Annotated in this window: 19 protein-coding genes; 11 read left to right on the forward strand and 8 right to left on the reverse strand. The window is 65.9% G+C overall.

What is annotated here, in order from left to right; genetic code table 11:
* The first annotated feature begins 991 nt into the window (after positions 1–991).
* The 5 genes from ACT4ML_RS06380 to ACT4ML_RS06400 all read left to right on the forward strand — a co-directional run bounded on the left by ACT4ML_RS06380 (position 992) and on the right by ACT4ML_RS06400 (position 7,805).
* Positions 992–2,020 carry a Cdc6/Cdc18 family protein gene (locus ACT4ML_RS06380; protein ID WP_444720108.1) on the forward strand — a complete coding sequence of 343 codons (1,029 nt, stop codon included), beginning with the start codon at positions 992–994 and terminating at the stop codon, positions 2,018–2,020.
* Positions 2,021–2,083: 63 nt separating this feature from the next.
* Positions 2,084–2,944 carry a VOC family protein gene (locus tag ACT4ML_RS06385; RefSeq protein ID WP_444720109.1) on the forward strand — a complete coding sequence of 287 codons (861 nt, stop codon included), beginning with the start codon at positions 2,084–2,086 and terminating at the stop codon, positions 2,942–2,944.
* Between the two features lie 163 nt (positions 2,945–3,107).
* The gene (locus ACT4ML_RS06390) at positions 3,108–5,660 is read left to right on the forward strand and encodes an ATP-binding protein (protein WP_444720110.1); all 2,553 of its coding nucleotides are present in this window, start codon (positions 3,108–3,110) and stop codon (positions 5,658–5,660) included.
* Positions 5,653–6,117, forward strand: a complete 465-nt coding sequence (locus tag ACT4ML_RS06395; RefSeq protein WP_138246020.1) for a response regulator — start codon at positions 5,653–5,655, stop codon at positions 6,115–6,117. Before ACT4ML_RS06390 ends, ACT4ML_RS06395 begins: the two co-directional genes overlap by 8 nt.
* On the forward strand, positions 6,114–7,805 hold the full coding sequence (locus tag ACT4ML_RS06400) for a bacterio-opsin activator domain-containing protein (protein WP_444720111.1): 1,692 nt from the start codon (positions 6,114–6,116) through the stop codon (positions 7,803–7,805). Before ACT4ML_RS06395 ends, ACT4ML_RS06400 begins: the two co-directional genes overlap by 4 nt.
* Before the next feature lie 13 nt (positions 7,806–7,818).
* Here the strand turns inward: ACT4ML_RS06400 and ACT4ML_RS06405 are convergent, their stop codons facing one another.
* From ACT4ML_RS06405 to arcS, 3 genes are all read right to left on the reverse strand, one after another.
* A complete protein-coding gene (locus tag ACT4ML_RS06405) occupies positions 7,819–8,838 on the reverse strand; it encodes an LLM class flavin-dependent oxidoreductase (RefSeq protein WP_444720112.1) in 1,020 nt (339 codons plus the stop codon).
* Positions 8,839–9,000: 162 nt separating this feature from the next.
* Entirely contained in the window at positions 9,001–9,600 is a 600-nt protein-coding gene (locus tag ACT4ML_RS06410) for an HdeD family acid-resistance protein (protein ID WP_444720113.1), read from the reverse strand.
* A 615-nt stretch (positions 9,601–10,215) separates the two neighbouring features.
* Positions 10,216–11,967 (reverse strand): archaeosine synthase subunit alpha, encoded by a 1,752-nt coding sequence (arcS, locus tag ACT4ML_RS06415; protein ID WP_444720114.1) that lies wholly within the window; start codon positions 11,965–11,967, stop codon positions 10,216–10,218.
* Positions 11,968–12,151: 184 nt separating this feature from the next.
* On the opposite strand from arcS, the gene ACT4ML_RS06420 reads away from it, so the two are divergent.
* On the forward strand, positions 12,152–14,155 hold the full coding sequence (locus ACT4ML_RS06420; protein ID WP_444720115.1) for a hypothetical protein: 2,004 nt from the start codon (positions 12,152–12,154) through the stop codon (positions 14,153–14,155).
* A 119-nt stretch (positions 14,156–14,274) separates the two neighbouring features.
* Here ACT4ML_RS06420 and ACT4ML_RS06425 read toward each other — a convergent pair whose 3' ends face one another.
* Positions 14,275–14,631, reverse strand: coding sequence for a TRAM domain-containing protein (locus ACT4ML_RS06425; protein WP_444720116.1), 357 nt, complete (start codon positions 14,629–14,631; stop codon positions 14,275–14,277).
* 108 nt (positions 14,632–14,739) lie between these two features.
* Here ACT4ML_RS06425 and ACT4ML_RS06430 point away from each other — a divergent pair, with 108 nt between their 5' ends.
* Both ACT4ML_RS06430 and ACT4ML_RS06435 read left to right on the forward strand, forming a co-directional pair.
* A complete protein-coding gene (locus ACT4ML_RS06430; protein ID WP_444720117.1) occupies positions 14,740–15,213 on the forward strand; it encodes an Lrp/AsnC family transcriptional regulator in 474 nt (157 codons plus the stop codon).
* A 241-nt stretch (positions 15,214–15,454) separates the two neighbouring features.
* Positions 15,455–15,778, forward strand: coding sequence for a HalOD1 output domain-containing protein (locus tag ACT4ML_RS06435; protein WP_444720118.1), 324 nt, complete (start codon positions 15,455–15,457; stop codon positions 15,776–15,778).
* A 75-nt stretch (positions 15,779–15,853) separates the two neighbouring features.
* On the opposite strand, the gene tgtA is transcribed toward ACT4ML_RS06435, so the two are convergent.
* Positions 15,854–17,329, reverse strand: coding sequence for a tRNA guanosine(15) transglycosylase TgtA (gene tgtA / locus ACT4ML_RS06440; RefSeq protein ID WP_444720119.1), 1,476 nt, complete (start codon positions 17,327–17,329; stop codon positions 15,854–15,856).
* A gap of 348 nt (positions 17,330–17,677) precedes the next feature.
* Here tgtA and ACT4ML_RS06445 point away from each other — a divergent pair, with 348 nt between their 5' ends.
* From ACT4ML_RS06445 to ACT4ML_RS06455, 3 genes are all read left to right on the forward strand, one after another.
* Entirely contained in the window at positions 17,678–19,099 is a 1,422-nt protein-coding gene (locus ACT4ML_RS06445) for a hypothetical protein (protein ID WP_444720120.1), read from the forward strand.
* A gap of 161 nt (positions 19,100–19,260) precedes the next feature.
* Positions 19,261–20,361 (forward strand): archaeosine biosynthesis radical SAM protein RaSEA, encoded by a 1,101-nt coding sequence (locus ACT4ML_RS06450; RefSeq protein WP_444720121.1) that lies wholly within the window; start codon positions 19,261–19,263, stop codon positions 20,359–20,361.
* A gap of 56 nt (positions 20,362–20,417) precedes the next feature.
* Positions 20,418–20,582, forward strand: a complete 165-nt coding sequence (locus tag ACT4ML_RS06455) for a hypothetical protein (RefSeq protein ID WP_006429288.1) — start codon at positions 20,418–20,420, stop codon at positions 20,580–20,582.
* Between the two features lie 11 nt (positions 20,583–20,593).
* On the opposite strand, the gene ACT4ML_RS06460 is transcribed toward ACT4ML_RS06455, so the two are convergent.
* From ACT4ML_RS06460 to purS, 3 genes are all read right to left on the reverse strand, one after another.
* Positions 20,594–23,785: a PAS domain S-box protein gene (locus ACT4ML_RS06460; protein WP_444720122.1), complete on the reverse strand. Its 3,192-nt coding sequence runs from the start codon at positions 23,783–23,785 to the stop codon at positions 20,594–20,596.
* Between the two features lie 118 nt (positions 23,786–23,903).
* Complete coding sequence (gene purQ, locus ACT4ML_RS06465; RefSeq protein WP_138246008.1) at positions 23,904–24,596, reverse strand: phosphoribosylformylglycinamidine synthase I; 693 nt, start codon at positions 24,594–24,596, stop codon at positions 23,904–23,906.
* Positions 24,597–24,848: a phosphoribosylformylglycinamidine synthase subunit PurS gene (gene purS / locus ACT4ML_RS06470; RefSeq protein WP_138246007.1), complete on the reverse strand. Its 252-nt coding sequence runs from the start codon at positions 24,846–24,848 to the stop codon at positions 24,597–24,599.
* Positions 24,849–24,976 lie beyond the last annotated feature (128 nt).

A 24,976-nucleotide genomic window follows, 5' to 3' on the forward strand; every position in this document is an offset into this window, starting at 1 on the left:
ATTTTCGAGTCAGACCCTCGGAGCTGACGCTGAGACTCTGGCTTAGAGCATAGCAGATCCTGATCAACCGGACGGCGGTCGCTCCGCTTTTTGAGGCATCTCTCCGCCGATCACCACTCGTCGGCGTGGGTGTAACTCGAGTCGATACTCGAGCGGTATCGACGGGCGTGATTTGTAATCTCAACCGCAGCCGAGATCGGTCTATCGAGATGGTCGACTGGCCGGAATTCGAACTGATTGCGACCGGACCTCGAGAGCGCGCGATTTCGACTGCTGGTTTCGGTCGCTCTTCTGCAGCTGTTTGTCCGCTGGCTGGCGATATTCCGATCCGGCTCGAGTCTCCTACTCGAGGTGGTAACCCCCTGTTTCTCGCCCGCAACCCCGGGAGTGAGACGTCGAGATCCGGGCTCCGCTCGAGTCGACTCGAGTCCTGCGTACGGAAGCGATCGAAGAGGTCCGATCAGTGACGGAAAGCGGTAATCTCGTAGCTACCAGCGATCACGATTCGGGCTCGTTCGAAGCCGGCTGCCGCGGCACCGACAGTGAACGGTCGGGGTTCGGTGGGTGTCGAGTCCGGAATCGCGTCCAGTCGGAGATACTGTCCCGACTCGACTTGCCGATTCGCACTTCGTGTGAGCCGGACCCGACGACAGTCGGTTCGGTCGCAAGCTGATGGCGGTATCACTGCCGTCGCGAAATCGCCGGTTCGCTCGAGCGGGATCAGGCGGCTTTCGAATCGGTTGGCTGCAGGGCGGTGGTCCGAATCGGCTGGACACACTCGAGAGAACGTTTCGGCTCCGGTTTCCGAAAATCCGATAGCGCGCTACTGTTGAGCGCTGTTCGCCCCGTTCGAGATTGCTGTCGTTGTCCGCCGAAACGGCCTCGAATACACTCAATAAATCACATACTGCGATATCGAATACGCTCGGTTTCGGAAGTATCGGAACCGGCCCGGCGTCGTTTATTAGCATCGAGGACGAATCGGTCCGGTGTGATCGCCGACGACCGCGTCCTGCGCGAGGATTTCGTGCCCAGCGAGGTGGTCCACCGCCACGACGAGGTGTCCCACCTCTCGGAGACCCTCGAGCCGCTGCTGTCCGGCGGACGGCCGGACCCCGCGTTCCTGTTCGGGCCGACGGGCGTCGGCAAGACCTGTATCGCTCGCTACGTCCTCGCCCAGTTGTGCGAACAGGAGCCGCGGGTGCGGGTCGCCTACGTCAACTGCTGGCAGAAGTACACGCGGTTTCGCGTGCTCTACAGCATCCTCGAGGCGGTCGGGCGGGCGGCCGATGTCCATCGCTCGACGCCGAAAGACGAACTGTTCGAGCGACTCTCCCGAACGGATGACGGGCCGATCGTCGTCGTGTTAGACGAGGTCGACCAGTTAGAGGAAACGGCCGCGTTGTACGATCTCCACCGGCTTCCCCACGTCTCGCCCGTCTTGATCGCCAACCGCGAGGTGGAACTGTTCGCGAGCTTCGACGACCGGGTGCGCTCGAGGCTGCACGCCGGCACTCGAGTGCGGTTCGACCGCTACGGCACCGACGAACTCGCGGCGATCCTCGCCGAACGGGCTGCGAAGGCCCTCGAGCCGGCGTCGGTGAGCGACTCGCAACTGCGAGCGATCGCCGACGCCGCGTCGGGGGATGCCCGCGTCGGAATCGGCATCCTCCGGTCGGCCGCCCGCCGGGCGGAGCGACAAGGGTCGGCGTCGATTACGGATGACGTGCTCGAGGCGGCGATTCCGGACGCACGGACGGCGATCCGCCGGAAGACCGTCGAGGGGCTGATCGAACACCAGCGGGTGCTGTACGACGTGATCGACGAGGCGGGCGAGATCGAACCCGGCGACCTCTACGCGGAGTACGAGCGCCGCGTCGAGGAGCCGAAGACGAACCGGACGCTGCGCAACTACCTGACGAAGATGGTCCACTACGACCTGATCGAGGCCGTCGGCGAGCGCCGGGGCCGGACCTACCGACTGGTCGACGATCCCGGCGGGGCCGAGGGCGAGTCGTGACGACCGCGGGTTCAGTCACCGACCGGCCGTAAGAGCCACTTCGCGGGTGTCCGATACGAGAGTATGAGCCGATCTTCCGCGCTTCCGGACGACACCCGCCTCGGCCGGACCGCGCTTCGCGTCGCCGATCTCACTGTGACGATCGAGTTCTATCGCGATATCGTCGGCCTCCGTGTGCTGGACCGCGACGAGTCGAGGGCGACACTCGGCATCGACGACACGCCGCTGCTCGAGCTACTCGCGGAGCCGAGTGTCGAGTCACGCGACGAGCGGGGCGCGGGGCTCTATCACAACGCGTTCCGTGTCCCGTCGCGTGCGGCCCTCGGGGCGGCGCTCGGGCGAATTCGAGATCGCTGGACGCTCGACGGAGCCTCCGACCACGGAGTCAGCGAGGCGCTTTACTGCACCGACCCGGAGGGAAACGGCGTCGAAATCTACCGCGATCGGCCGCGAGAGGCGTGGCCGCGGACCGAGGACGGAACCGTCCGGGCGGCCGGTGGCCCGCTGGCCCTCTCGGAGGTCGCAGCGGCGGCGGACGACGCGGGCTCGACCGGCTCGCAACCGGCACCCGACGAAACGGTCCTCGGCCACGTCCACCTCGAGGTATCATCGCTCGAGGCGACGGAGACGTTCTACGTCGAGAGGCTGGGGCTCGACGTCTCGATGTCGTTCGCGCCCGGCGCGCGCTTTTTCTCGGCGGGCGGCTATCACCACCACGTCGGCGCGAACACCTGGAACCAGCGGTCGCGGACGGCGGACGGGCTGGGACTGGCGTGGTTCGAACTCCTCGTTCCGGACGCCGACGCGCTCGAGGCGGTTCGAGAGCGACTCGCGGACGGCGGCGTCTCGATCACGGAGACCGACGGCGGCATCGAGGTGGCGGATCCGGACGGAATCGCGATCCGCGTTCGGTCCGCCGCGTAACGAGACGGTCGCCGCTCGGAACCGACGAATCCACGGCGTCCGTCTCTCGATCCGACCCGCGACTCGTTCACGTCGCTGTGACCGTTATTCCGTCACGAGAGTTTCTCTCGCGTGTAATTTGAACGCTAGGTTTACACTGCTTGCCGGCCTTCGACTGGATAATATGGCTGCCGCTGATTCGTCAGCAGATGCTCTTCGCTCGCGGCTCCGTCACCGGGACGCCGTCGCGGACCTCGGCCAGCGAGCCCTCGAGTCGTCCGATCTCGACGGGACGCTCGCCGACGCGGCCGCGGTCGTCACGGAGACGCTCGAGATCGACGCCTGTTCGGTCCTCGAACTGTATCCGGACGGCGATGCGGCGGTGTTGCGAGCGGGCGTCGGCTGGGAGCGGGGGGCCGTCGGCTCGACGACGGTCGCGACCGATCCCGACTCCTGGGCCGGCGCGCCCCTCGAGTCGCCGGAGCCGATCGTCACGGCCGGCGGAGGCCGTGATGGGGGCGCCGAAATCGCCCCGCTCGCGGACGCCGAATGCCCCCGGCGACTCGGTGTCGCGATCGGCGACCCGGCGGAGCCGTGGGGCGTCCTGGTCGGCCACGCGACGGCGGCCCGCGAGTTCGGCGACCACGAGATCGACTTCCTCGCGGATACCGCGGCCCTCCTCGAGTCGGCGGTCGAGAACGAACGGGAACTGGCGGAGTCGAACCGCACCCTGCAGCGCCTCTACGCGATCACCGCCGACGACGAGCGGACGTTCGACGAGACGGTCGACGACCTGCTCGCGCTCGGCCGCGAGCGGCTCGGGCTCGAGGGCGGCTTTCTGGCGCGGATCGACGAGGCCGCCGACCGCTTCGAGGTGACCCACGCCAGCGGCGGGACCGACGGGCTCCGGCCGGGGACGGTCTCGTCGCTGTCGAACGCTTACTGCGAGCGGACCATCGAATCGGACGGCCTGCTCGCGTTCACCGACTCGCCGCTCGAGCACGGGATCGGCGAGGACGCCTACGAGGAGTGGGAGCTCGAGTCGTATCTCGGTGGCCGGGTGATCGTCGACGGCGACACCTACGGCACGCTCTGCTTCGAAGACGAGTCGGCTCGCTCGAGGCCGTTCACCCCGGCGGAGCGCTCGTTCGTCGAACTCGCGACCCAGTGGGTCAGCGACGAACTCGAGCGCCGGGCCTATCGGCGCGACTTGGCGGAGAGCGAACACCGGTACCGGACCCTCGTCGAGCACTTCCCGAACGGGATGGTCGCGCTGTTCGACGGGGAGCTGGAGTACACGCTCGCCGGGGGCGAGATTCTCGAGGAGATCGATCTCTCGGTCTCGGAGTTCGTCGGCCAGACGGTTCGTGAACGGTACGAAGGCGAAACGCGCGAGACGTTCGAAACGAACTTTCGGGCCGCGCTCGAGGGCGACCACCGGTCGTTCGAGTTCAGCCTCCACGGCCGCGAGTGGACGGCCCACGCGGTGCCGATCGAGGACGAGGGAGGCGAGGTGTTCGCCGGGATGGTCATGGTCCAAGACGTCACCGAGGCCAAGGCGAAACAACGCCAACTCCGCGAGCGCGAGTCCCGCCTCGAGCGCTTCAAGGAGTACACCGACGACGTGATCGACGCGATCGACGACGTGTTCTACGTCCTCGACGAGACGGGGGACCTCACGCGGTGGAACGAGACGCTCACCGAGGTGACGGGCTATACGGACGCGGAGGTCGCGTCGATGCACTCCCTCGAGTTCTTCGGGGACGAGGACGCGACCGACATCGCGGCCGCGATCGAGGAGGCCTTCGAAACGGGCCGCACGCGCGCCGAAGCGACGGTGCGGACGAAAGACGGCACGGAGATCCCCTACGAGTTCGTCGCCTCGGCGCTCGAGAACCCGGACGGCGAGCCGGTCGTCACCGGGATCGGGCGGGACGTGACCGACCAGCGGGAGTACCAGCGCACGCTCGAGGGGCTGGTCGACGACCTCGAGGAGTCGAACCGGCGGCTCGAGCAGTTCGCCTACGCGGCCTCTCACGACCTCCAAGAGCCCCTGCGGATGGTCTCGAGCTACCTCACGCTGGTCGAGCGACGGTACGGCGACGAACTCGACGCGGACGGCGAGGAGTTCATCGAGTTTGCGGTCGACGGGGCCGAACGGATGCAGGAGATGATCGACGGGCTCCTCCGGTACTCCCGGGTCGACACGCAGGGCGATCCGTTCCGCACCGTCGACGTCGACGCCGTCGTCGCGGACGTGCTGGCCGACCTCGAGGTGCGGATCGACGAGACCGACGCCGAGATCGCCGTCGAGTCGCTGCCCCGGGTCGACGGCGATCCCGGCCAACTCCGTCAGTTGTTCCAGAACCTGCTCGACAATGCGATTACCTATTCCGGCGACGGAACCCCACGTATATCCGTATTCGCGGAGAAAGATGAGACAAGATGGATGGTTTCAGTTCGCGATCGGGGGATCGGGATCGAACCGGGCGACACGGACCGTATCTTTCAGGTGTTCGATCGCCTCCACAGCCACGAGGAGTACGACGGCACCGGAATCGGACTCGCGCTCTGCCAGCGGATCGTCGAGCGCCACGACGGCGAGATCACCGTCGAGTCGGAGCCCGGCGAGGGGACGACGTTCTCGGTCGCGCTCCCGACCGCACCCGAGACGGACGCGGAATCGGCGACGGAACCGGAGACCGATGCGGACGCGAACGGGCCAACCGATGAGTGAGACCGACGGCTTTCAGGCCGAGCCGGCACAGATCCTGCTGGTCGAGGACAACCCCGGCGACGTGCGCCTGACCAAGGAGGCGTTCAAACAGGGTCGGATCGAGAACGACCTGCACGTCGTCTCCGACGGCACCGAGGCGCTCGATTTCCTCTCCCAGCGCAGCGGGTACGCCGACGCACCGCGGCCGGACCTCATCCTCCTGGATCTCAATCTGCCCGGCAAGGACGGCGAGGAAGTGCTCGAGGAACTCAAGGACGATTCGGCGCTGCGATCGATTCCGGTGATCGTGCTGACGAGTTCGCGAGCGGAGGAAGACGTCGTCAAGTCCTACGAACTACACGCTAACGCCTACCTCACGAAACCGGTCGACCCCGACGAGTTCATCGAGACCGTCCGCGCCTTCGAGAAGTTCTGGTTTTCGGTCGTGCGGCTTCCCCCCGAGGTCGATGGCCAATGAGCGAGACGGACACCCAAGCCGAGAGCGAGCAGGACGCGGAGGCGGCCGACATGCTCCGCATCCTCCTCATCGAGGACAATCCCGGCGACGCCCGGCTCATCCAGGAGATGCTCCGGGACACCGAGGAACTCGCCCAGCGAGTAAGCCCCGGCGAGGCGACCGGGAAGACGCCCGAGATCTCCCGCGAAAACCGCCTCGAGGACGGGCTCGAGACGGCCCACTCCGAGCCCACGGACATCGTCTTGCTCGATCTGAACCTCCCCGACAGCGAGGGGCTCTCGACCCTCGAGACGGTCCACGAGGAGACCGGCGAGACGCCGATCGTCGTCCTGACCGGCGTCCGCGACCAGCAGGTCGGCGTCGAGGCGATCCAGCGCGGCGCACAGGACTTCCTCGTCAAAGACGAGGTGACCAGCGAACTGCTGGTGCGGACGATCCACCACGCGATCGAGCGCGCCAGACAGGAGCGCGAACGCCGCCAGCAACGCGAACAACTCGAGGCGCTCAACCGGCTCAACCGGATCGGCCACGACATCACCCACGCGGTGATCACGTCCGAGACGCGGGCGGAACTCGAACAGCAGGTCTGCGATCGGCTCGCCGACTCCGACGCCTACCGGTTCGCGTGGATCGGCGGAGTCAATCCGGGCAGCGACCGCGTCGTCCCGAAGGCGGCGGCCGGCGTCGAGGACGGCTATCTCGACGAGATCGACATCTCCGTCGCCGAAAGCGACGAGAGCGGGCAGGGGCCCGCGGGAACGGCGATCCGGACCGGGAAGGTACAGGTCATGAACGATGTCCAGACCGCCTCCGAGTTCGAGCCGTGGCGAGAGCAGGCACGCGCCCGCGACTACCGGTCCTCCGCGGCGATCCCGATCGTCCACGAGGACCTCGTTTACGGCGTGTTGAACGTCTATTCGTCGTCGCCGCGGGCGTTCGAGGGACCGGAGACCGCCGTCCTCGCCCGGATCGGCGACGTCATCGCCCACGCGATCACGGCGATCGAACGCAAAGACGCATTGGTCAGCGACGCCGTCGTCGAACTCGAGTTCCGCGTCGAGGACATGGCGGAGGAACTGGTCGCCCTCTCGGCGACCGAGTCGTGTACGATCGAGTTCGAACAGTTGGTCAGCGGCGACGAGGCGCTGCTCGCCTACGGCTCGGCACGCGGTATCTCACAGGAGGCGTTCACCGACACCCTCGACGAAACCGAGGGGATCGGCGACGTTCGGTTCTTCTCGGTCAGGCGCGACGAACTCGAGTTCGAACTCGTCGCGCCCGCGGCCGTCTCGCTGTTCGAGACGATCGCGACCCACGGCGGCCGCGTCGCGTCGGCGACGATCGCCGACGGGGAGTTCCGGTTCGTCGTCGAACTCCCGCGCGGCCGGGACACCCGCCAGATGATCGAACTCATCAGGACCCAGCGCGACGACGTGACCTACCTCGCCCAGCGCACCACCGAACGCAGCGAGCGCAGCGATTCCGGCTCCTCCTCGGTCCTCGAGGAGGAATTGACAGACAAACAGCGGGCCGCCCTCGAGACGGCCTTCTTCGCGGGCTACTTCGACTGGCCCCGCGGGAGCACGGGCGAGGAGATCGCCGACCGCCTCGGAATCGCGCCGGCGACGTTCAACCAGCATCTGCGGACGGCAGAGCGGAAGTTCTTCACTTCCGTCTTCGGCGAGTAGCGACCCGAATTCGTCAGAGTCCGACGGCGTCGGCGAGGAGTTCGTGAGAGCGCACCACGTCGTCGTGGTCGGCGATCAGATTCTGGACGATGACGTCCTCGACGCCGACCCGATCGGTCAGTTGTCCGAGCAGGTCGGCCACCGTTTCCGGACCCCCGGAAATCGCACGCGGCCGGTCGCCGTCCGGCAGGGGGTTCGGCGTCGGCTCCGGGACGCCACCGAGTTCGTCGATGGCTTCCTCGACCGGCGGCAGCGACCCGACGACGCCGCGTCGCATTCGCTGATAGGACGCCTCGGCGGTCGACCGGAGTCTGGCCGCTTCCTCGTCCGTTTCGGCACAGGCCACGTTCAGCGCGAGCATTCCCGTCGGGTCGTCCGGCCCCGCCTCGAGCGGCGAGGGTTCGAAGGTGGCTCGATAGGTCTCGAACGCTCGTTCGGCGAGGTTCGGTCGGATGAACCCGGCGAAGCAGTATCGGAGGCCGAGTTCCCCGGCGATTTCGGCGCTCGAGGGACTCGAGCCGAGCACCCACGTCTCCGGAGTGTCGTCGGCCGATCGCGGGAGCGTTAATTCGGCGTAGGGATGGTCGTCGCCAAAGCCGTCGTAGAGGTGGTTGACTGTCGCTTCGATCTTCTCGGCGTGGTCTTTGTCGGGGTTCCGTTTCTTCCGTTCGGTCCCCAGCGCGCGGTCAGCGGCCGGAATCCCGGTCGCTCGGCCGAGGCCGAGGTCGACGCGGCCCGGTGCCAGCGCGTCGAGAGAGCCGAACGTCTCTGCCACCTTGAACGGCTGGTAGTGGTTGAGCAGGACCGTCCCAGAACCGACCCGGATCTCGTCGGTTTCGGCCGCGAGGTACGCGATGAGCGTCTCCGGGGTCGTGCTCGCGATCGAGTCGGCCATCCCGTGGTGCTCGGCCACCCAGAACCGCGAGTACCCGAGTTCCTCGGCCGTCTGGGCGAGGTCGACCGTGTTGGCGTACGCATCGGTCGCACTGTCTCCGTCGCGAACCGGCGCGAGATCGACGATCGAGAGGTTCACATCTGCGTTCGGGGGTCCGCGCCCAATAACCGTTCGTTCCGTTCGTTGCGCCCGTTCGACTCGCCTCGTTCGGTTTTCCCGCTCGAGGACGGGACGACAGTGAAACGGAAATACCTAGTCGGATACGATAACTGGGGTGTCGAGCGACAGTTCAAAAAATAATCACGCCCCGCGAGGTTCGGTCGCGGGCGGAGTCACGTCCTCGAGCGGGCGGGCGGCCATCGCGACGGCCACCATCGAGAGCCCGGTCACGAGGAGGTTGATGCCGACGAGCAGGCCGATCGCCCACGCCGCGGTGGCCGGGAACCCGACCCAGAGGAGCGCGGCGAGGACGACCGAGGCCGCGCCGCTGACGGCGATCGAGGTCCGGCCGGGAGCGCCGGTCATTCGCGTCGCCGCCGCGAGTTCCGCGACGCCGTCGACGACTAAGTACGCGACGAGCGCCAGCGTCAGCGTGACGAGTGCGACCGCGGGTGCCGCGAGTACGGCGACCCCGGCGATCACCGAGACGACCGCGAGCGCGGTCTGCCAGATCGCGCCGCGCCAGCCCCGGGCGGCGAACGCGTGAACGCCGTGGACGATCCCGCCCGCAACGAGGAGCACGCCGAGCGCGATCGTCATCGACAGGCCGGTGACCATCGGGACGGCCATCGCGAGGAGTCCGATCAGACCGATTGCCACACCCGCGATCGCGAGCGTTCGCCATTCGTTCTCGAGGGAGTAGCCCCCGTCGTGTCCGGTGGATGCTGTGATACTGTTCATCGGAGTCACCGATACTATCTACGTCGTCTCAGTATATAATACAGATACACAATTTGATAGATTGTCTCGGTTTCGGACCGGTCCGAAACCGGGACGGATGGGGCGTCTCGAGCGGGCTCGAGGGAGAGCTGGGAAACGAGAGATGCAGTTCGACGCCGAAGCGCGACCGTTATTTCGATGGCCGTGTCTGATCGAGCCGTGACGGACGATCGAAGCAGTGAGTACCGCGAATGCGATCTCTGTGGCGACACGGTTCCCGCGGCGGTCTATCGCGAGCACCTGCTCAAGGAGTGTTCGGGCGACTGAGACGCGCGCTGTCGTGCTCGCGTCTCGTGATCAGTGTCGTGCCGCGAGCGGAGTCGTTCGGCCCGCCGTTCTCTCTGGTACTGAAATACGGAGAAAACCCTATACGAGTCGGCGAAATCACAGCGAAACAGTGACGGGAGCTTCGACCTCGAGACTCTGGGAGTGTCCGATGTGTGGACGGTCCGTCAACGGCTTCGTGAACGGCTGCCGGTGTCCGTCCTGTGGGGAAACCGTCTCCGATCGCGGGGAGTCCGACGGCTGGTCCGATTCGGACCCGGACCCGTAGTCACGCGCTCGCCCCGGTGCGGGCTACTTCTCTTCGACGTGGCGGATCTCGCAGGCGACGCCGCGCGTACTTTCGGCCATCTCGCGGCCGAACATCTCGGCGCGGCCGACGGCGAACGCCTGCGGCCCCTCGACGACCACCTCGTCGCCGACGCGGATGTCCTCGTCGGCGTCGACGACCCCCGGCGCGAGCACGCTGCCGTGGGGGACGAAGCCGTCGATCTCGACGCGCTTCGTCGGCGCGTCGCTCTCGAGCCACTGCCGCGCGCCGGCGAGCGTAAAGGAGAGGGTGCCGTACTGGGGAACCATCGTCGCGAGCTGGGTATCCTCGGGGTCGCGGACCTGAATCTTCGGGTAGCGGCTGGTCGTCTGGATGTCCTCGAAGAGGTCGTCGCCGGCCCCGTCGCCGAGCAGGTAGTCCGCGATGGCGCGGACGGTGTTGTGCTCGCGCTCGCGCTTGGAGTATTTGAGTTCGCCCGAGAGGGCACTCGAGAGGTTCGCGATCGACTCGTCGTCGGTCGGATGCTCGGCGACGGTGTAGGTGATATCGAGGTCGAGTCGCTCCTCGACGCGCTCGACGATGTCGCGGTAGCCCTCGTCGGGGACGTGGGCGATGATCTCGGGATACTCGTTGCGCTCGAGGTACCGCTGCAGGACCTCGCTGACGAACTGCTTCTCGTCTTCGGACCAGCGGCCCGTGACCACGGTATCGTAGTGTTGGGCCGGATAGGTCGTCTCGAGTTCCTGTGGGACGACGCCGATGGGACTGGTCATCGACACGAGGTGGGCGCGCCACTGAATGGCGTCGTGGAACTGGCGGTGGCTCTGGGACTCGCTGTAGGGCTTGGCGGCCGAACAGGGAACGAGCACCAGCGGGTTGCTGAAGCGGTTCCGGTAGCGCGTCGTCACCCGGTCGGCGAAGCGCTGGATCTCCACGCGTCGCAGGGTGTCGCTGGTCGCGGCACTAATCTGGGCGTCCCGCAGAATCGGCGTCCGCTCCTCGAGGTAGCCCCATTGGGAGTCGAGTTCGCGCACGGCGGCGGTGAGCCACTGATCGTGGCGGGCCTGCCCCTCGACGTAGTCCCGGAGCCGACCGTCTCGGATCCGGCGGCGGACGATCGCCAGCTCGGACTCGAGGGCGTTGACGTTGTGCTCGGCGCAGTCCTCGCGAGTGAACTCCTCGCGCGGTTTCTGACAGGCCGGACACGAGCAGGGGAGTTCCTCGAGGTCCTCGAGGAAGTAGGCCTCGTCTGTCGTGAGATACCGGCCTTCGGTCCCCTTCACGACGGCTGCGGTCTCGTCGAACAGATCGACCCCGGCGTAGGCCAACACGGCGACGTTCCGGGGCGTGGCGACGCCGGAGAACAGCAAGGCGGTGTCGGCCGGAATCGCCTCGCGGGCGTCGACGACGGCCTCGACCAGCGCCGCGCCGTGGCCGGTCACCGATTGGACGTTCGAGACCGCGTACGCGTCGGTGCCGTGGTCTTCGGGGCTCTCGCTCGAGACGACCGCGACGCTGGGGTAGTCGACGTCGGGGTAGTCCACGCCGAACGACTCCCGGACTTCGTCGGCGGTGCCGCCGGGGAACGCCCGGTGTGGCAGCACGGTGAGTCGGGAGTCGTCGCCGTCGGGGAGTTCGCGGTCGGCGCTCCAGAGCGAGCCCGCGTCCTCGAGGACGTCGTCGACGAGTGCGGGCGTCGAAATCGGCGAGGAGAGGCGGAGTTCGCCCACGCGCGCGGCCCCGTCGCGCTCGTGTACTTCGAAATAGTCGGTCATACCCGATATGGCCGGGGCGGGCGAAAGAGGTTGTCGATAGCGAGCGACCCGCTGAGCGGTTCCACTCCCGTTGCCCCTCTTTATCGTATTCAGTCACCCATGTATTTCTTGAGACAGTGACTGAACCCATCCCATGAAATAATGGAAAATTAACCTTTATGCGTTAGTAGTCGAAGTTACAACTATGCCATCGGATTCAACAGACTCGAGACGACAATCGACCGACGCCAGCAGAGCCTTCCTCGCCCTCCTGCTGGTCGCAGCCGTCGGCATCGCGTCGATGGGGCTGCCGGTCGTCTACGGCGGCATGACGACGACCGCCGAAGCGACGGACACTGCCGATGTCGAATCGTACGAGACGATCTCGCAGGCGGAATCGGAACTCGACCCGGCCGACGAAGTGTACCTCCGTGACGACGGGAGCGCCGTCCTCCGATACGACGACGAGGACTCGGATGTCAACCAGTTCAAGCTGGGTATGAACGCCAGCGAAGGGCTGGTCCACATGTTGGTCGTCGACGACATCGAGGACGACGACAGCGTCGAGGATATCGAGGAGGCGAACTTCTCGGCGATCCTCGACCAACAAGGGTTCTCCGGTGACGGCTCCCTCGTCATGCAGCAACCGGAGGACATCGAAGATCTCTCCGTCGATGTCTCCGGTGAGGTCTCCGACGAGACGAACGAGTTCGATGCGACCGCCACCGGTACGTTCGAGAGCGACGCCACGTCCACCGGCGCGGTCAGCACGAGCGGCTACGTGACCGCTACGACGGACCGACTCGAGACGGCGGGCAGCGTTTCCGTCGACGACCCAATGGCGTCCAGCGACACTGGAACGTACATGGACGTCTCCCTGCAGGACACGAGCGACGGCTACACCGTGGACGTCTCCCGGGAGCGCAATCTCGCCGACTTCCAGTCCGGTGACTGGGAGACTCGAGAGCAGGCCAAACAGACCCTCCAGCGCCAGTACGGCGACCTCGCAACTGGCCTGGGCGGAACGAGCACTATCGAGATCACGAACTACAACTACGAGGAGCGATCGACCGGAGAGGATCGCCTCGAGATCGACTTCACGGTCGAGTACACCGGAATCGATGACGGAATCGAAGAGCAACTCACGGACACGCTGGCAAACGACCAATCGATGGACCTGAGTCGGTCGGAGGCCGAAGAGATCGCGACCAGCGTCACCGACCTCGAGATCGAGACCGCCGAGTTCACGATGAGCGAGAGCGACGGCTCGATCGACATCGAGTGGGAGTTCGCGCTCGCGAACTACGACGAACTCTCCCTCGCCATGCTCGATCTGGCCGAATCGGCCGAGATGAACGACGCGCTGAACCAGTCCGACATCGAGGACGCCCGAACCTCCCTCGAGGCACAGCAGGCGGCGGACCTCACGTGGGAACTCGAGTGGGACGCCACAGTCGAGCAGACGTCGAACGACGAACTCCAGCTCGATGCCGAACTCACGAGCGACACCGAAAACTGGGTCGCCTACATCGACGAACTCGAGTCCAGAGGCGTCGAGACCCCGAACGATGTCACGTTCAGTCTGACGGCCGAAACCGACGGTGACGAGCTCGCGGTCGACGGACAGTTCGACGTCGAGGCACAGGATCTGGCCAGTCAGGCGATCGAATCGATGGCCCAGTCCGCTCAGTCCGGGCCGACGACATCGTCGTCCTCCGAGGCGGACCAGTTCGTCTCGACGCTCGCCGACTCCGAACTCGAGGTCGCCCGCGTCGATGCCAGCCTCACCGACGACACGGTTCGCGTCGAAGGCGGCGCGAAGTTCGATAACATGAGCAAGGTCGCGGACAGCCTCAGTAGTACCGTCGGCATCGGCGGAATCGCAACCGAAACGACCGATGGGAACACGTCCATGTACGTCCACGTCGACGATATGGGCGATGTCGACACCGAGTCGGCGACCAAATCGGACATCGAGCACCTCGGCGTGGTCGATTCCGAGACGACCGTCCGGCAGGCCGGCGACTGGGACGAGGAGTTCCCCGAACCCGACACCACCGAAATGCGCAACTACCTCGGGCTCTCTGCCGAGAGCGGCGAAACGACTGAAGAGGAAGAGTCCGAAAGCATTCCCGGCTTCGGTGCCGGCGTCGGACTCGCCGCGATCGCCGGACTGCTGACGGCGCTCGTCCTCCGACAGCGAACGTAGTCCCGATCCGACCGTCCGCAGCGTAACCGGATTTCATCCTTTTTGCCAGCGATTGAACGGCACCGGTAGCGTCCGCTCTCGGCGTCGAAACACCGCTGAGAAACCGCAGTCGCAGCCGATTATACGGTCTCGAGGTGTGTCGCCGTCGCCGACGTGTGGCCGCGGTTGAACGAGAGGATCTTGATCCGGATCACGTCCGTCGGGTCGCAGTCGTCGGGCACGTCCTCGACGAAGACGACGAACCCTTCGATCTTACAGACCGCTCGCCGCTCGCCGGAGTGGTGGTCGCTGAACTCGCGGATCGCCGTTTCCTCGACATCTCCGATATCGACCGGGGGGTCGCGCTCCTGTGCATCCGTGTGTCGTTCCCACGATCGGCGTTCGCCCGCGGACCGACCGCGGAACCGTTTGAACAGCCACGATCCGATCACGAGGGCGACGATGGCGCTCCCGCCGAGTACTGCCGGGCCGAGCATACCGGAACCGGACGTCGCCTCGGTCTTCGATGTTCCGGTCTCGACGGGCGGTTGGCTCACCGACCGCCCAACCAGCAAGCGCTTGTCGCTGGGGGCGCAGTAGTCGCTATGGGGCTCGAGCTCGACGCGGTCGACAGGCGGATCCTCCATCTCCTCCAGCAGGACGCGCGACACAACACGGCGACGGATATCGCCGAGAGCGTCGACGTAACGGCCAACACCGTCAGAAACCGTATTCGGCGGCTCGAGGATGCAGGGATCATCAAGGGGTACGTACCGGTGATCGACTACGAGCAGACGGACAAGTCGATGCATATGGTCGTCCAGTGTACGGTGCCGATCCACGAGCGAGGAGCGATCGCCCAGACGGCGCTCGGCATCGACGGTGTCGTCGGTGTTCGGGAAGTGATGACCGGTCATCGGAACCTCCGAATCGACCTCGTCGCCGGCGATACCGACGAAATCACGGCGGCAGTAAGCCGGCTGCAACAGCAGGGGATCGAGGTCGAGGAACAGGAGTTACTGAAGGCGGAGTACCTCCAGCCCTTCGATCACTTCGGACTCAGTCCCGCCGACGACTGAGCGGGTATCGGCTGCCGTCAACCGAGCGCCACTGGCTGCAACGGCCGCTGTCAACCGGCCATCGAGGGTCGCTGTCACCTGCCTGACCGGGGCATCTGTCGATTCGATTCTCACACAGGCCCGGTGAGTAAACACTCCTGTTTTGGGTCATACTTTCGGAAATCTAAATTCACAATCCGTTAATTGCGGTAACAGAGGTATCGCCGGTAGCCTTTTACGTACCCGTCCGTTGAAGTACGTCGTGAGTACTTCCTTCAACAAGTCGTCCGGTGACGACGTCTACGAGTCTGTGAGCATCGCCGTCGTTACCGCAGTCGCGACCCACCGGGGGGCGGACCCGGCCGAACTCCCGCCGCTGTACGAGTGGATCGACCCGGACGCGCTCGATTCCATCTTCGCACCCACCCGGCGCGGTGGGTCTCGCGGCGGCCGACTCGAGTTCACCTACGACGGGCACGCGATCACCGTCGACTGCACCGACGGCGTGGCGATCGAGATCGACGACTCGCCGGTCGCCAGACCGGTCGTCGTCGATTCCGAACCCGGTTCGCTGACGAACGCGTAATTCCGCCCCACCGCGACCCCGCCGTATCGAAGCAGGCGTTTTCGAAATCACGCAGACGGAGAGTGACAGGTCCGCTCAGTCCGACGTGAGGTCGACGAGCGCGACGCCCTCGGGGACGCGCTCGAGGACGCCCGCGGGCCACCCTCGATGTGCGAGCGTGATCGCAGTGTCCGGATTCACGTCGACGAGCCGAGCGACGCCGTCGGCCGCGGCCTCGAGGGCGGCCCGGTCGGTCCGGTCCGGGACTTCGGCGGTGAGCGGGTAGCTCCGCGAGAGCGCCCGCGGGAAGGGGCCGAAGGGCGGTTCGACCCGCCACGAGTCGTCGAACTCGTCGCCCCGCGGCGCGTCGCCTTCGGTGAGCAGCAGGGAATCGGGGACGGACAGCCGCTCGAGGCGCTGGTGATGGCGGACGACCTCGGGTCGGCGGGCGCTCTCGTGGGAGGTGTAGAAGAACGCGCCCTTCGAGACGGGGTCCGAGCGCTCGAGCTGTTCGGCGTGATCGAGCAGCGTGCGATAGCCGTCGAGCATCGTCGGGTGGGCACGGGCGCGCTGTTCGACGAGTTCCATGAGGGTGCCGGCGCGGATCGCCTGCTTGATCCGGCGGATCTCGGCGAAGGTGACGTGGAGGTTGTGGGCGGCCAGTTCGGTCTCGCGCTCGGCGTCTGGCAGGGCGCGCAACTCGTCGGGCGAGTGCTCGGTACAGACGGCACACGAACAGGGGAGGTAGTCGAGGTCGTCGAGGGCGCGGGTGCCCCGAACCGTGAGATAGCGGTCGTCGCGGGCGTACAGCGCGTAGGCCGCGGAATCGAACAGGTCACAGCCCATCGCGACGGCGAGCGCGAACATCATGGGGTGGCCGGCACCGAAGAGGTGGACGGGCGCGTCGGCACCCAGCCCGCGTTTTGCGGCGGCGACGACGTCGATCATGTCGTCGTACCGGTAGTCGTTCATCAGCGGCACGACCGCGCCGACCGGGAAGACGTCGAGAGCGGTCCCCTCGGCGTGGCTGCCGGCCCGCTCGCGGAGGGCCGGGTAGGTCGATCCCTGCACCGGCGCGCTGACGAGCATCTCGCCCGTATCGGCGGTCTCGGCGATCTCGAGTCGCTCTTGTGTGGTCTCGAGGTCGGCTTCGGCGCGATCGCGGGAGACGTCCGGCGGCGTCGGGATGTCGACGGGCGTGGCGATGTCGGAGCCGATCTCGCGCTGGAATTCGAGGATTTCCTCGGTCGTGACATCGATCTCGCCGTACTCCGAGAGCTGGAACGACCCCGAATCGGTCATGATCGCGCCCGGGAAATCGAGCAGATCGTGCAGGCCCTCCTCGAGCGCGCGTTCGCGGAGGGTATCGTCCCCGTGGATGATATAGGAGTTCGTGATGAGAATCTCCGCGCCGAACTCGTCGGCGAGCCGGCGAGGGCTGATCGTGTCCAAATTCGGGTTGATCACTGGCAGCAGGGCCGGGGTTTCGACGGTGGCGTCGGCTCGGGGAACGGTGAGTTCGCCGATGCGGCCGCCGGCGTCGGTGTCCCGGACTTCGAAGCACTCGCGCATTGACCGCGTGTTGGATTGTCCGACGTAAGTCATGACGGATTTCGACCGACCGGCCGGCCGAGACGCGGCGATCGGACAGGCGTCAGTGGCTGATAGAACCGATAAACGCCCCGTTCTGTCCCGTTCGCGATGCGATCCCGGCAGCCACAAGCACGGCATTCGTCCGTCGTGATGAGCGCCATATCGCGGCACGGAAATGCGTTCTTCCTGACGGCTGTGATCGTCATCGATCGCGACAGATGAACCGGAGATTAGAGACCGTTGCACGGTTCCAACACTGGTTTTCTCCGAGATAATCCTGTAACAGTCGCCTCGTTTTAGCCCGGATCCGGGGGTAGGGGAGAGCGCATGGTTTCACGACCGCAGAAAGTTGGCGTTGTGTTCGTCGCGCTGCTGATCGCACTCTCGGGGGGTCCTGCCCTCGCCGGTGCGACAGCGGGCGCTGGCGACGACGCCGGAGACATGGGCGAATCGGAATCGAGCGCGACGCTCGAGAACGTACAGGTCGAGACACTCGAACTCGAGAACGTCACGGTCGAGAACGCGACGATCGAGGAGCTGAACGTCGAGGAGTTCGACGCTGACGTCGCGGAACTCCAGGACGAACTCGAGAGCAACGACACCGAGTCGGACGACACCGAGTCGAACGAGACCGAGACCGCTGACGACAACGAGTCCAACGCGAGCAGCGAGAACGTAACCCTCTCCGACATCCAGTTCGAGCAACTCGAGCTCGAGGGCGTCTCGCTCGAGGAGTTCGAAGAGGGCGGTGAGGCCAACGCGTCGACGGACGAGGAGATGAACGCGTCCGACGACGATGAAATGAACGCGTCCGACGACGAGGACGGCCTCGAAACCGATGATACCGACACGGATGCCGACGCTGAAGCCGACGATACGGTCGAGAACGACACCGAGTCCGAGACCGAAAGCTCCAGCAACGAGTCCGTGATCGACGAGAACGCGAGCGAGGTCACGGTTCAGAACCTGACCATCGAGACGATGGACGTCGAGACGCTGACCGTCGAGGAGCTGACCGCCGGTGAGGACGCCGACAACGAGTCCGCGATGGCAGACAACGAGTCCGCGGACAACGAGAGCGAAGACCTCGAGATCTCCGAGGACGACAACGAGTCGAACGACTCCGCGATGGCCGACAACGAGACGGAGAACGAGAGCGACGATCTCGAAATCTCCGAAGACGAGGACAACGCAAGCGACGACCTCGAAATCTCCGAGGACGACAACGCGACCGACAACGAGTCGACCGAAAGCGAGAACGAGTCCCAGGAGATCGAGGAACTCACGATCGAGCAGTTCGACGCCGAGGAGATCACGATCGAATCGATGACCGTCGATTCGGTCGAGGAAGCGGACGACAGCGCTAGTACGGACGATAACGAGACGGAGAACGAGAGCGACGACCTCGAGATCTCCGAAGACGAGGACAACGAGTCCGCGGACAACGAAAGCGACGATCTCGAGATCTCCGAGGACGACAACGAGACCGACGAGATGGACACCGAGAGTAACGAGAGCTCCGGCGAGACCATCTCGAACCTCTCCGCGTCCTCGATCACGATCGAGAACGCGACCAGTGACACCCTCACGCTCGGCGACGCGAGCGAACTCGAGGACATCGAGAGCGACGATTCGATGGCGTCTGACGACGAGATGAACGAGACGGACACTGACGACAACGAAACCGACGACAACGACACGGACATCGAAATCACCGAGGACGACTCCGCGAACGAGAGCGAAGCCTAACCTGCGTTCGGCGGTTCCGAATACTCCGTTTTTCTGCGAGCCTCGTTGCGAACCCCGGCTGCGCCTGCTGTGTGCTGCCCTGCGATGATACCGCGCTGTACGGCGGCCGCGACCGGTCACAGACGAAGGCGCTTTAGGCGCTGGACCGCTTGCGTTTCCTAATGAGTAAACCCACGCCCGAGGTATACGAGCAGGGCAAGGGCATGGACGCCCACAATCAGGCGATGCGGGAGATCCGCTCCCGAAAGGAGGCCAGTTACGACCCCCACGAGCCCACCCGCGTCTGGCTCGACGAGGACAACACGCCCGACGGCGTCAAGACGAGTCTGACGATCATTCTCAACACCGGCGGCTGCCGGTGGGCCCGCGCCGGCGGCTGTACGATGTGTGGCTACGTCGCCGAGAGCGTCGACGGCGGCTCGGTCTCCCACGAGGCCCTGATGGACCAGATCGACATCTGTCTGGCCCACGAGTCCGAGAATTCGGACGAGCCGGCCGACCTCATCAAGATCTACACCTCCGGTTCGTTCCTCGACGAGCGCGAGGTCGGCGCGGAGAGTCGCCGAGCGATCGCCGACACCTTCGCCGACCGCGAGCGGATCGTCGTCGAATCGCTGCCGGACTTCGTCGACCGCGAGAAGATCGGCGATTTCACTCAGCACGGGCTCGACACCGACATCGCGATCGGCCTCGAGACGGCGACGGACCGCGTGCGCCACGACTGCGTGAACAAGTACTTCGACTTCGCCGACTTCGAGGACGCCTGCGCGGAAGCCGCCGCCGGGGACGAGGCCGCGGGCGACGACGTCGCAGCCGGCATCAAGGCCTACCTCCTGATGAAGCCACCGTTCCTCACCGAGTCCGAGGCCGTCGCGGACATGATCTCCTCGATCGAGCGCTGTGCCGACGTCGCTGGCTGTCACACCGTCTCGATGAACCCCTGTAACGTCCAGCGCTACACCATGGTCGACGACCTCTACTTCGAGGACGGCTACCGCCCGCCGTGGCTCTGGTCGGTCGCCCACGTGCTCGAGGAGACCGCGGACGTCGATGCCATCGTCGTCTCGGACCCCGTCGGACACGGCTCCGATCGCGGCCCGCACAACTGTCAGGAGTGCGACGACAACGTCCAGAAGGCGATCAAGGACTTCGACCTCCGGCAGGACCCCTCGGTCTTCGAGCAGGTCTCCTGCGAGTGTGAACTAACGTGGGAGACCGTCATGGAGCGCGAACGGAGCTTCAACCAGCCGCTGACGCGGTAACGCCGCGCGGCGGGAGTCGGGGCTACTTACTTTACCGTCGGCCGACAACTCCTCGTATGGCACTCCCATCGTTCTCGGACTACTGGAACGAACTCGAGCCCGCGGTGTTGATCGTCGTCGGCTTTTTGCTGTTCGTCTTTCCCGAGCCCGCGACCTCCGCGCTGGGCGCGGGACTCATGTTACTCGGCGGGAGCTGGTGGTTCTACGAGTGGGGCCGCTAGGGGAGACGGGCCTAGTCGCCGGTCGCCGTGCCGTCCGACGCGGACTGGATCGACGCCGTGTCGGCCCGGGGAACCTCGAGTGTGACGACGGTCCCCCGCGGCTCGTTGTCGGTAAACGAGAGCTGGCCGCCGGCCTGTGCGACGACCCAGTTGACCAGCCAGAGCCCGATCCCGCTGGCGTGGCGGAGTTGCGTGATCTCCCGGTCGCCCTCGAGCAGTTCCCGCTCTTCCTCGGGCATCCCGGGGCCGTCGTCGGCGATCGACAGCGTCAGTAACTCGCCGTCCGGCGGGTCACGCAGCGTCACATCGATGGTCGGTCGCGACCGGTCGGTGTGTTCGACGGCGTTCTCGAGCACCTGAAAGACGGCCGTCCGGAGGTACTCGTCGGCCCGGGCGAAGGCTCGATCCGGTAGCGAACAGGAGATATCGACGTCGTAGGCACTCTCGAGGCGGCTCACCGCCTGTTCGACGGCTTCGGAGAGATCGACGGGCCCGGCCGCGACTTCGTCGCGGTCGAGGACCCGTTCGACGGCGCGGGTCTTCTCCGCGAGGCCGATGAGTTCGTTCGTCCGACATTGGATGGTCTCGACGTACTCCCGATCCGCGTCGTCGACGGCGTCCGCGAGCATTTCCGTACACCCGTTGATGATGTTCATGCCGTTGCGCAGATCGTGGCGCAAGACGCGATTGAGGATCTCGAGTCGCTTCTGTCGCTGTTTCTGGGCGGTGATGTCGGTGTAGAGGGCGAACGCACGATCCGACGACCGGTCCATCTCCATCGGGACGACTCGAAGCCTGAAATCGCGCAGTCCGTCCACGGTCCGCCGCTTGACCGCTGTCTCGCTCACCTCGCCGCGGCTGCCCAGTTGGTTGAGCCTCTCGGCGTCCGTCATTCTGTCGGGCGGAACGATGACCTGATCGATCGGCGTCCCGACGAGTTCCGACTCGTCGTAGCCGAAGCACCGTTCGAACGCCGGGTTGACGTCCTCGACGATCGGCCCGTCCGCGAGCCGGCTGACGCTGACGACGGCGTCGGGGACGTTCTCGAACAGCGCCGCGAACCGGTCGCGTTCGGCTCGCAGCCGCTTCTCGTAGGCGATTCGATCGAGGGCGTCGGTGACGTGGGACAGCAACAGCTCCGCTAACTCCTCGTCGGACGCGGTAAACGAGTCCGGCTCCGCCGAGATCGCCTGAAACACGCCGCGATCCCCGATCGGGACGCTCAAGACCGACCGGCAGTCGTCGATCTCCGGGACCGCGTCGCTCGCCGCGCTCCCGTCGACGCGGATCGATCGTTGCGTGCGGTAGGTCTGCCCGGCGACGCCCTCGCCGATCGGCCGCCGTCCCTCGAGGTCGGTCTCGAGGCCGGCGGACGCGGCTTCCGTGACGAAGGAGTCGTCGCGGATGCTGTTGACGAGACAGACGTCGAAGTCGAGGACGTCTTCGGCGGCTTCGACGGCCACGTCGTAGATCGCCGCGCGGCTCTCGCAGTCGTCGAGCCGGGAGGCGACGCTGTGGAGCCCCTCGATCTTCGACTTCCGATCGACCAGTTTCCGTTCCATGCGCTTGCGGTCGCTGATGTCGCGAGCGATGCCGACCGTGCCGTCGATCTCGCCGTCGGAGTACAACAGAGACATGTTGACCTCGGCCGGCGTCCGCTCCCCGTCGGGACCCGTGAGCGTGATTTCGTAGGTCGCGACGCGCCGATCGTCGTCGGCCACGAGGTCCCGAACCTGTCGGCGTCCCCGTTCGACGCTCTCGTCAGTGAGGATCGTCGAGACGTGTTCGCCGAGGAGGTCGTCGCGGTCGTAGCCGGTCGTTCCCATCATCGTCTCGTTGACCGTGACGAACCGACCGTCGGGGTCGAGCTGGTAGACGCAGTCGCCGACCGTCTCGACGACGGTCTCCGTCCGCTCGAGTTCGCGTTCGCGCGCTGCTCGATCGAGCGCCGCTTCGGCAGTCGCGGCGAGGGCGTTGAGTAAGTGGATCTCGGCGTCGTCGAGTTCGTCGGCTCCCGCCGCGCCGACCGACAGCAAGCCGTGGTCGCCGAGCGGATGGAGGAGTGCGTTCTCGACGTCGAGGTCGATGTCGTACGAGATTCGCGAGACGTCCTCGAGGAGAGTCGGCTCGTCGTCGGTGTAGGCGTCCCAGAGGACGCCGTCCGCCGAACTAATCGACGAGATGTCGTCGGTGTGTTCGTCGAGCGCCGACGTGACGCCGGCCAACTCGAGCGTCTCGCTGTCCTCGTCGTAGATCCTGATCGCGCCGAGCGCCCGATCGATTACGTCCTCGGTGGCCGCCATCACGACGTCGGCGATCTCGTCGGTCGACTCGGCCCGCAGTAGCTCCTGGGTCGTCGCTTGGAGCGCCTCGAGGGCGTTCGCTCGCTTGCGGTCGGCCGTGATGTCCTGTCCGAACGAGAGGACGCTGACGACCTCGCCGTCTTCGACGAGCGGCGTGTTGAACCACTCGCAGGTCATCGGCGTGCCGTCCGCGCGGACGTTGCGGTTTACCTGCCGGGACGGCTGTCCGTCGGTCGACCCGCTGACGAGGTCGTTCCAGTACTCGTGGACGGCCGCTCGCTCCGACTCCGGGACGATCAGGTCGACCGCGGATTCGCCAGCGGCCTCCTCGGCGGTGTAGCCGAACAGTTCGGTCGCCGCCGGGTTCCAGTTTCGTACCTCGAACGCGAGGTTCCACTCGATGATCGCGAGCGGCGACTGCTCGACCAGCAACTCGAGGCGGTCCGAGGGGTCGTCGGCCGGCTCCGGCGACCCGGACTCGGCCGCGCCGGCGGCCGTTCCCGTGTCGGTGGTCGTCTCCGCGTCGACCCGTCGCTCTTCGAGCAGTGCATCTAGTCGCGTCGCGAGCGTTTCGTGTCCCTGCGAGCGAGGGACGTAACCGTCTGCTCCCGCGGCGACGACTGCGCCCGCGAGGGCTTCGCTGCCGTCGTCTGGAAAAGCGATGATCGGAATATCGGACCGGCGGTCTCGAACCGCCCGGCAGCAGTCGACGGGGTCGGCGTCGGGGAGCGTGTCCCCGATCACGACGCAGTCGACAGCCGAGAGGGACTCGAGACACGCGTCGGTCGTCCGAACGGTCTCGGTCGTCACGCCGCGCTCCGCGAGGGGGCGTTCGAGGACGGCTCCGGCGTCGGAACCGACGATGACGGCTCGGGTGTCCGGTCCGCTATTCGTGCCCATCCCCTGTATTCAGTTCGATCCAACGAACGCCGGCACTATTACTCTTTGACTCGACTCACGAATTGAGTTGTCTTCGTCGACCGCTCGCGTATTCCGCGGAAAACAGCCGGTTACGGTCCTATACACCGCTTGCTTCCGATTCGAATCCGCGGAGGACCCCCTGTCCGTCGGTGGGTCCGACGTCGGGCAGCGTCGCGCGCTCCGGGTGTGGCATCAACACCGCGACGGACTCGCGGTCGCCGAGGACGCCGGCGACGTTGTGCTTGGACCCGTTCGGATTCACGTCCGGTCCCGTCTCGCCGTTCTCGTCGCAGTAGCGAAAGAGGACTCGGCCCTCGTCCTCGAGGTCGGCCAATCGGTCATCGTCGATCTCGTAGCGGCCCTCGCCGTGGGCGATGGGGATCTCGATGACCTCGCCCTCGTCGTAGGCGGCGGTCCACGGCGTGTCCGCACGCTCGACGCGCAGATAGACGTGTTCACACTGGAAGCGAGCGCTCTCGTTCGTCGTGAACGCGCCCTCGGTCAGGCCGGACTCGCAGCCGATCTGTGCGCCGTTACAGACGCCCAGCACCGGCACGCCGTCGGCCGCGGCCTCTCGAACTTCGGCCATGATCGGCGAACGAGCCGCCATCGCCCCCGCGCGGAGATAGTCGCCGTAGGAGAACCCGCCGGGGAGGACGACGCCCGTCGTGTCCTCGGGGAGTCCGTCCTCGTGCCAGACGATCTCGGCGTCGATGTCGAGGTGTGCCAGCGCGCGCTCGGCGTCGCGGTCACAGTTCGAGCCGCCGAATCGGATGATCGAAACCGTCATCTACCGTTCGGCGACCTCCACGTCGTAGTCGTGGATGGTCGGGTTCGCCAGCAGCCGTTCGGCCATCTCGTCTGCGCGCTCGCGCGCACCGTCCGCGGAGTCGGCCTCGAGGTCGATCTCGAAGCGGTCGGCCGATCGCAGCTCTTCGAGTTCGAAGCCCAGCCGCTCGAGGGCCTGCGTCGTCGTCTCGGCCTCGGGGTCCAAGACGCCCCGTTTGAGTCGAACCGTCACCGTCGCGGTGTAGGCGGTCATTACCTGATACCCCGTAACCGTGCTCAAAAACGCTTTCGCCTTGGCTGCGTAATACACGTTCGTGGACACCGACGCGTGACTCGGCGGCGGACCCCCGTTCCCGTCTCGAGCCGCAGTCGCCCGACGGC

It is taken from the genome of Natrinema sp. LN54 (assembly GCF_052439245.1).
Classification (GTDB): domain Archaea; phylum Halobacteriota; class Halobacteria; order Halobacteriales; family Natrialbaceae; genus Natrinema; species Natrinema versiforme_A.

What these genes read in the sequence shown, in the direction of transcription:
- tgtA (WP_444720119.1), bottom strand. Translation starts at nt 17,329, where the DNA reads ATGCGCGAGTGCTTCGAAGTCCGGGACACCGACGCCGGCGGCCGCATC.
- ACT4ML_RS06395 (WP_138246020.1), top strand. Translation starts at nt 5,653, where the DNA reads ATGAGTGAGACCGACGGCTTTCAGGCCGAGCCGGCACAGATCCTGCTG.
- ACT4ML_RS06400 (WP_444720111.1), top strand. Translation starts at nt 6,114, where the DNA reads ATGAGCGAGACGGACACCCAAGCCGAGAGCGAGCAGGACGCGGAGGCG.
- purS (WP_138246007.1), bottom strand. Translation starts at nt 24,848, where the DNA reads ATGACCGCCTACACCGCGACGGTGACGGTTCGACTCAAACGGGGCGTC.
- ACT4ML_RS06390 (WP_444720110.1), top strand. Translation starts at nt 3,108, where the DNA reads ATGGCTGCCGCTGATTCGTCAGCAGATGCTCTTCGCTCGCGGCTCCGT.
- ACT4ML_RS06410 (WP_444720113.1), bottom strand. Translation starts at nt 9,600, where the DNA reads ATGAACAGTATCACAGCATCCACCGGACACGACGGGGGCTACTCCCTC.
- purQ (WP_138246008.1), bottom strand. Translation starts at nt 24,596, where the DNA reads ATGACGGTTTCGATCATCCGATTCGGCGGCTCGAACTGTGACCGCGAC.
- ACT4ML_RS06425 (WP_444720116.1), bottom strand. Translation starts at nt 14,631, where the DNA reads ATGCTCGGCCCGGCAGTACTCGGCGGGAGCGCCATCGTCGCCCTCGTG.
- ACT4ML_RS06460 (WP_444720122.1), bottom strand. Translation starts at nt 23,785, where the DNA reads ATGGGCACGAATAGCGGACCGGACACCCGAGCCGTCATCGTCGGTTCC.
- arcS (WP_444720114.1), bottom strand. Translation starts at nt 11,967, where the DNA reads ATGACCGACTATTTCGAAGTACACGAGCGCGACGGGGCCGCGCGCGTG.
- ACT4ML_RS06420 (WP_444720115.1), top strand. Translation starts at nt 12,152, where the DNA reads ATGCCATCGGATTCAACAGACTCGAGACGACAATCGACCGACGCCAGC.
- ACT4ML_RS06455 (WP_006429288.1), top strand. Translation starts at nt 20,418, where the DNA reads ATGGCACTCCCATCGTTCTCGGACTACTGGAACGAACTCGAGCCCGCG.
- ACT4ML_RS06445 (WP_444720120.1), top strand. Translation starts at nt 17,678, where the DNA reads ATGGTTTCACGACCGCAGAAAGTTGGCGTTGTGTTCGTCGCGCTGCTG.
- ACT4ML_RS06450 (WP_444720121.1), top strand. Translation starts at nt 19,261, where the DNA reads ATGAGTAAACCCACGCCCGAGGTATACGAGCAGGGCAAGGGCATGGAC.
- ACT4ML_RS06385 (WP_444720109.1), top strand. Translation starts at nt 2,084, where the DNA reads ATGAGCCGATCTTCCGCGCTTCCGGACGACACCCGCCTCGGCCGGACC.
- ACT4ML_RS06430 (WP_444720117.1), top strand. Translation starts at nt 14,740, where the DNA reads ATGGGGCTCGAGCTCGACGCGGTCGACAGGCGGATCCTCCATCTCCTC.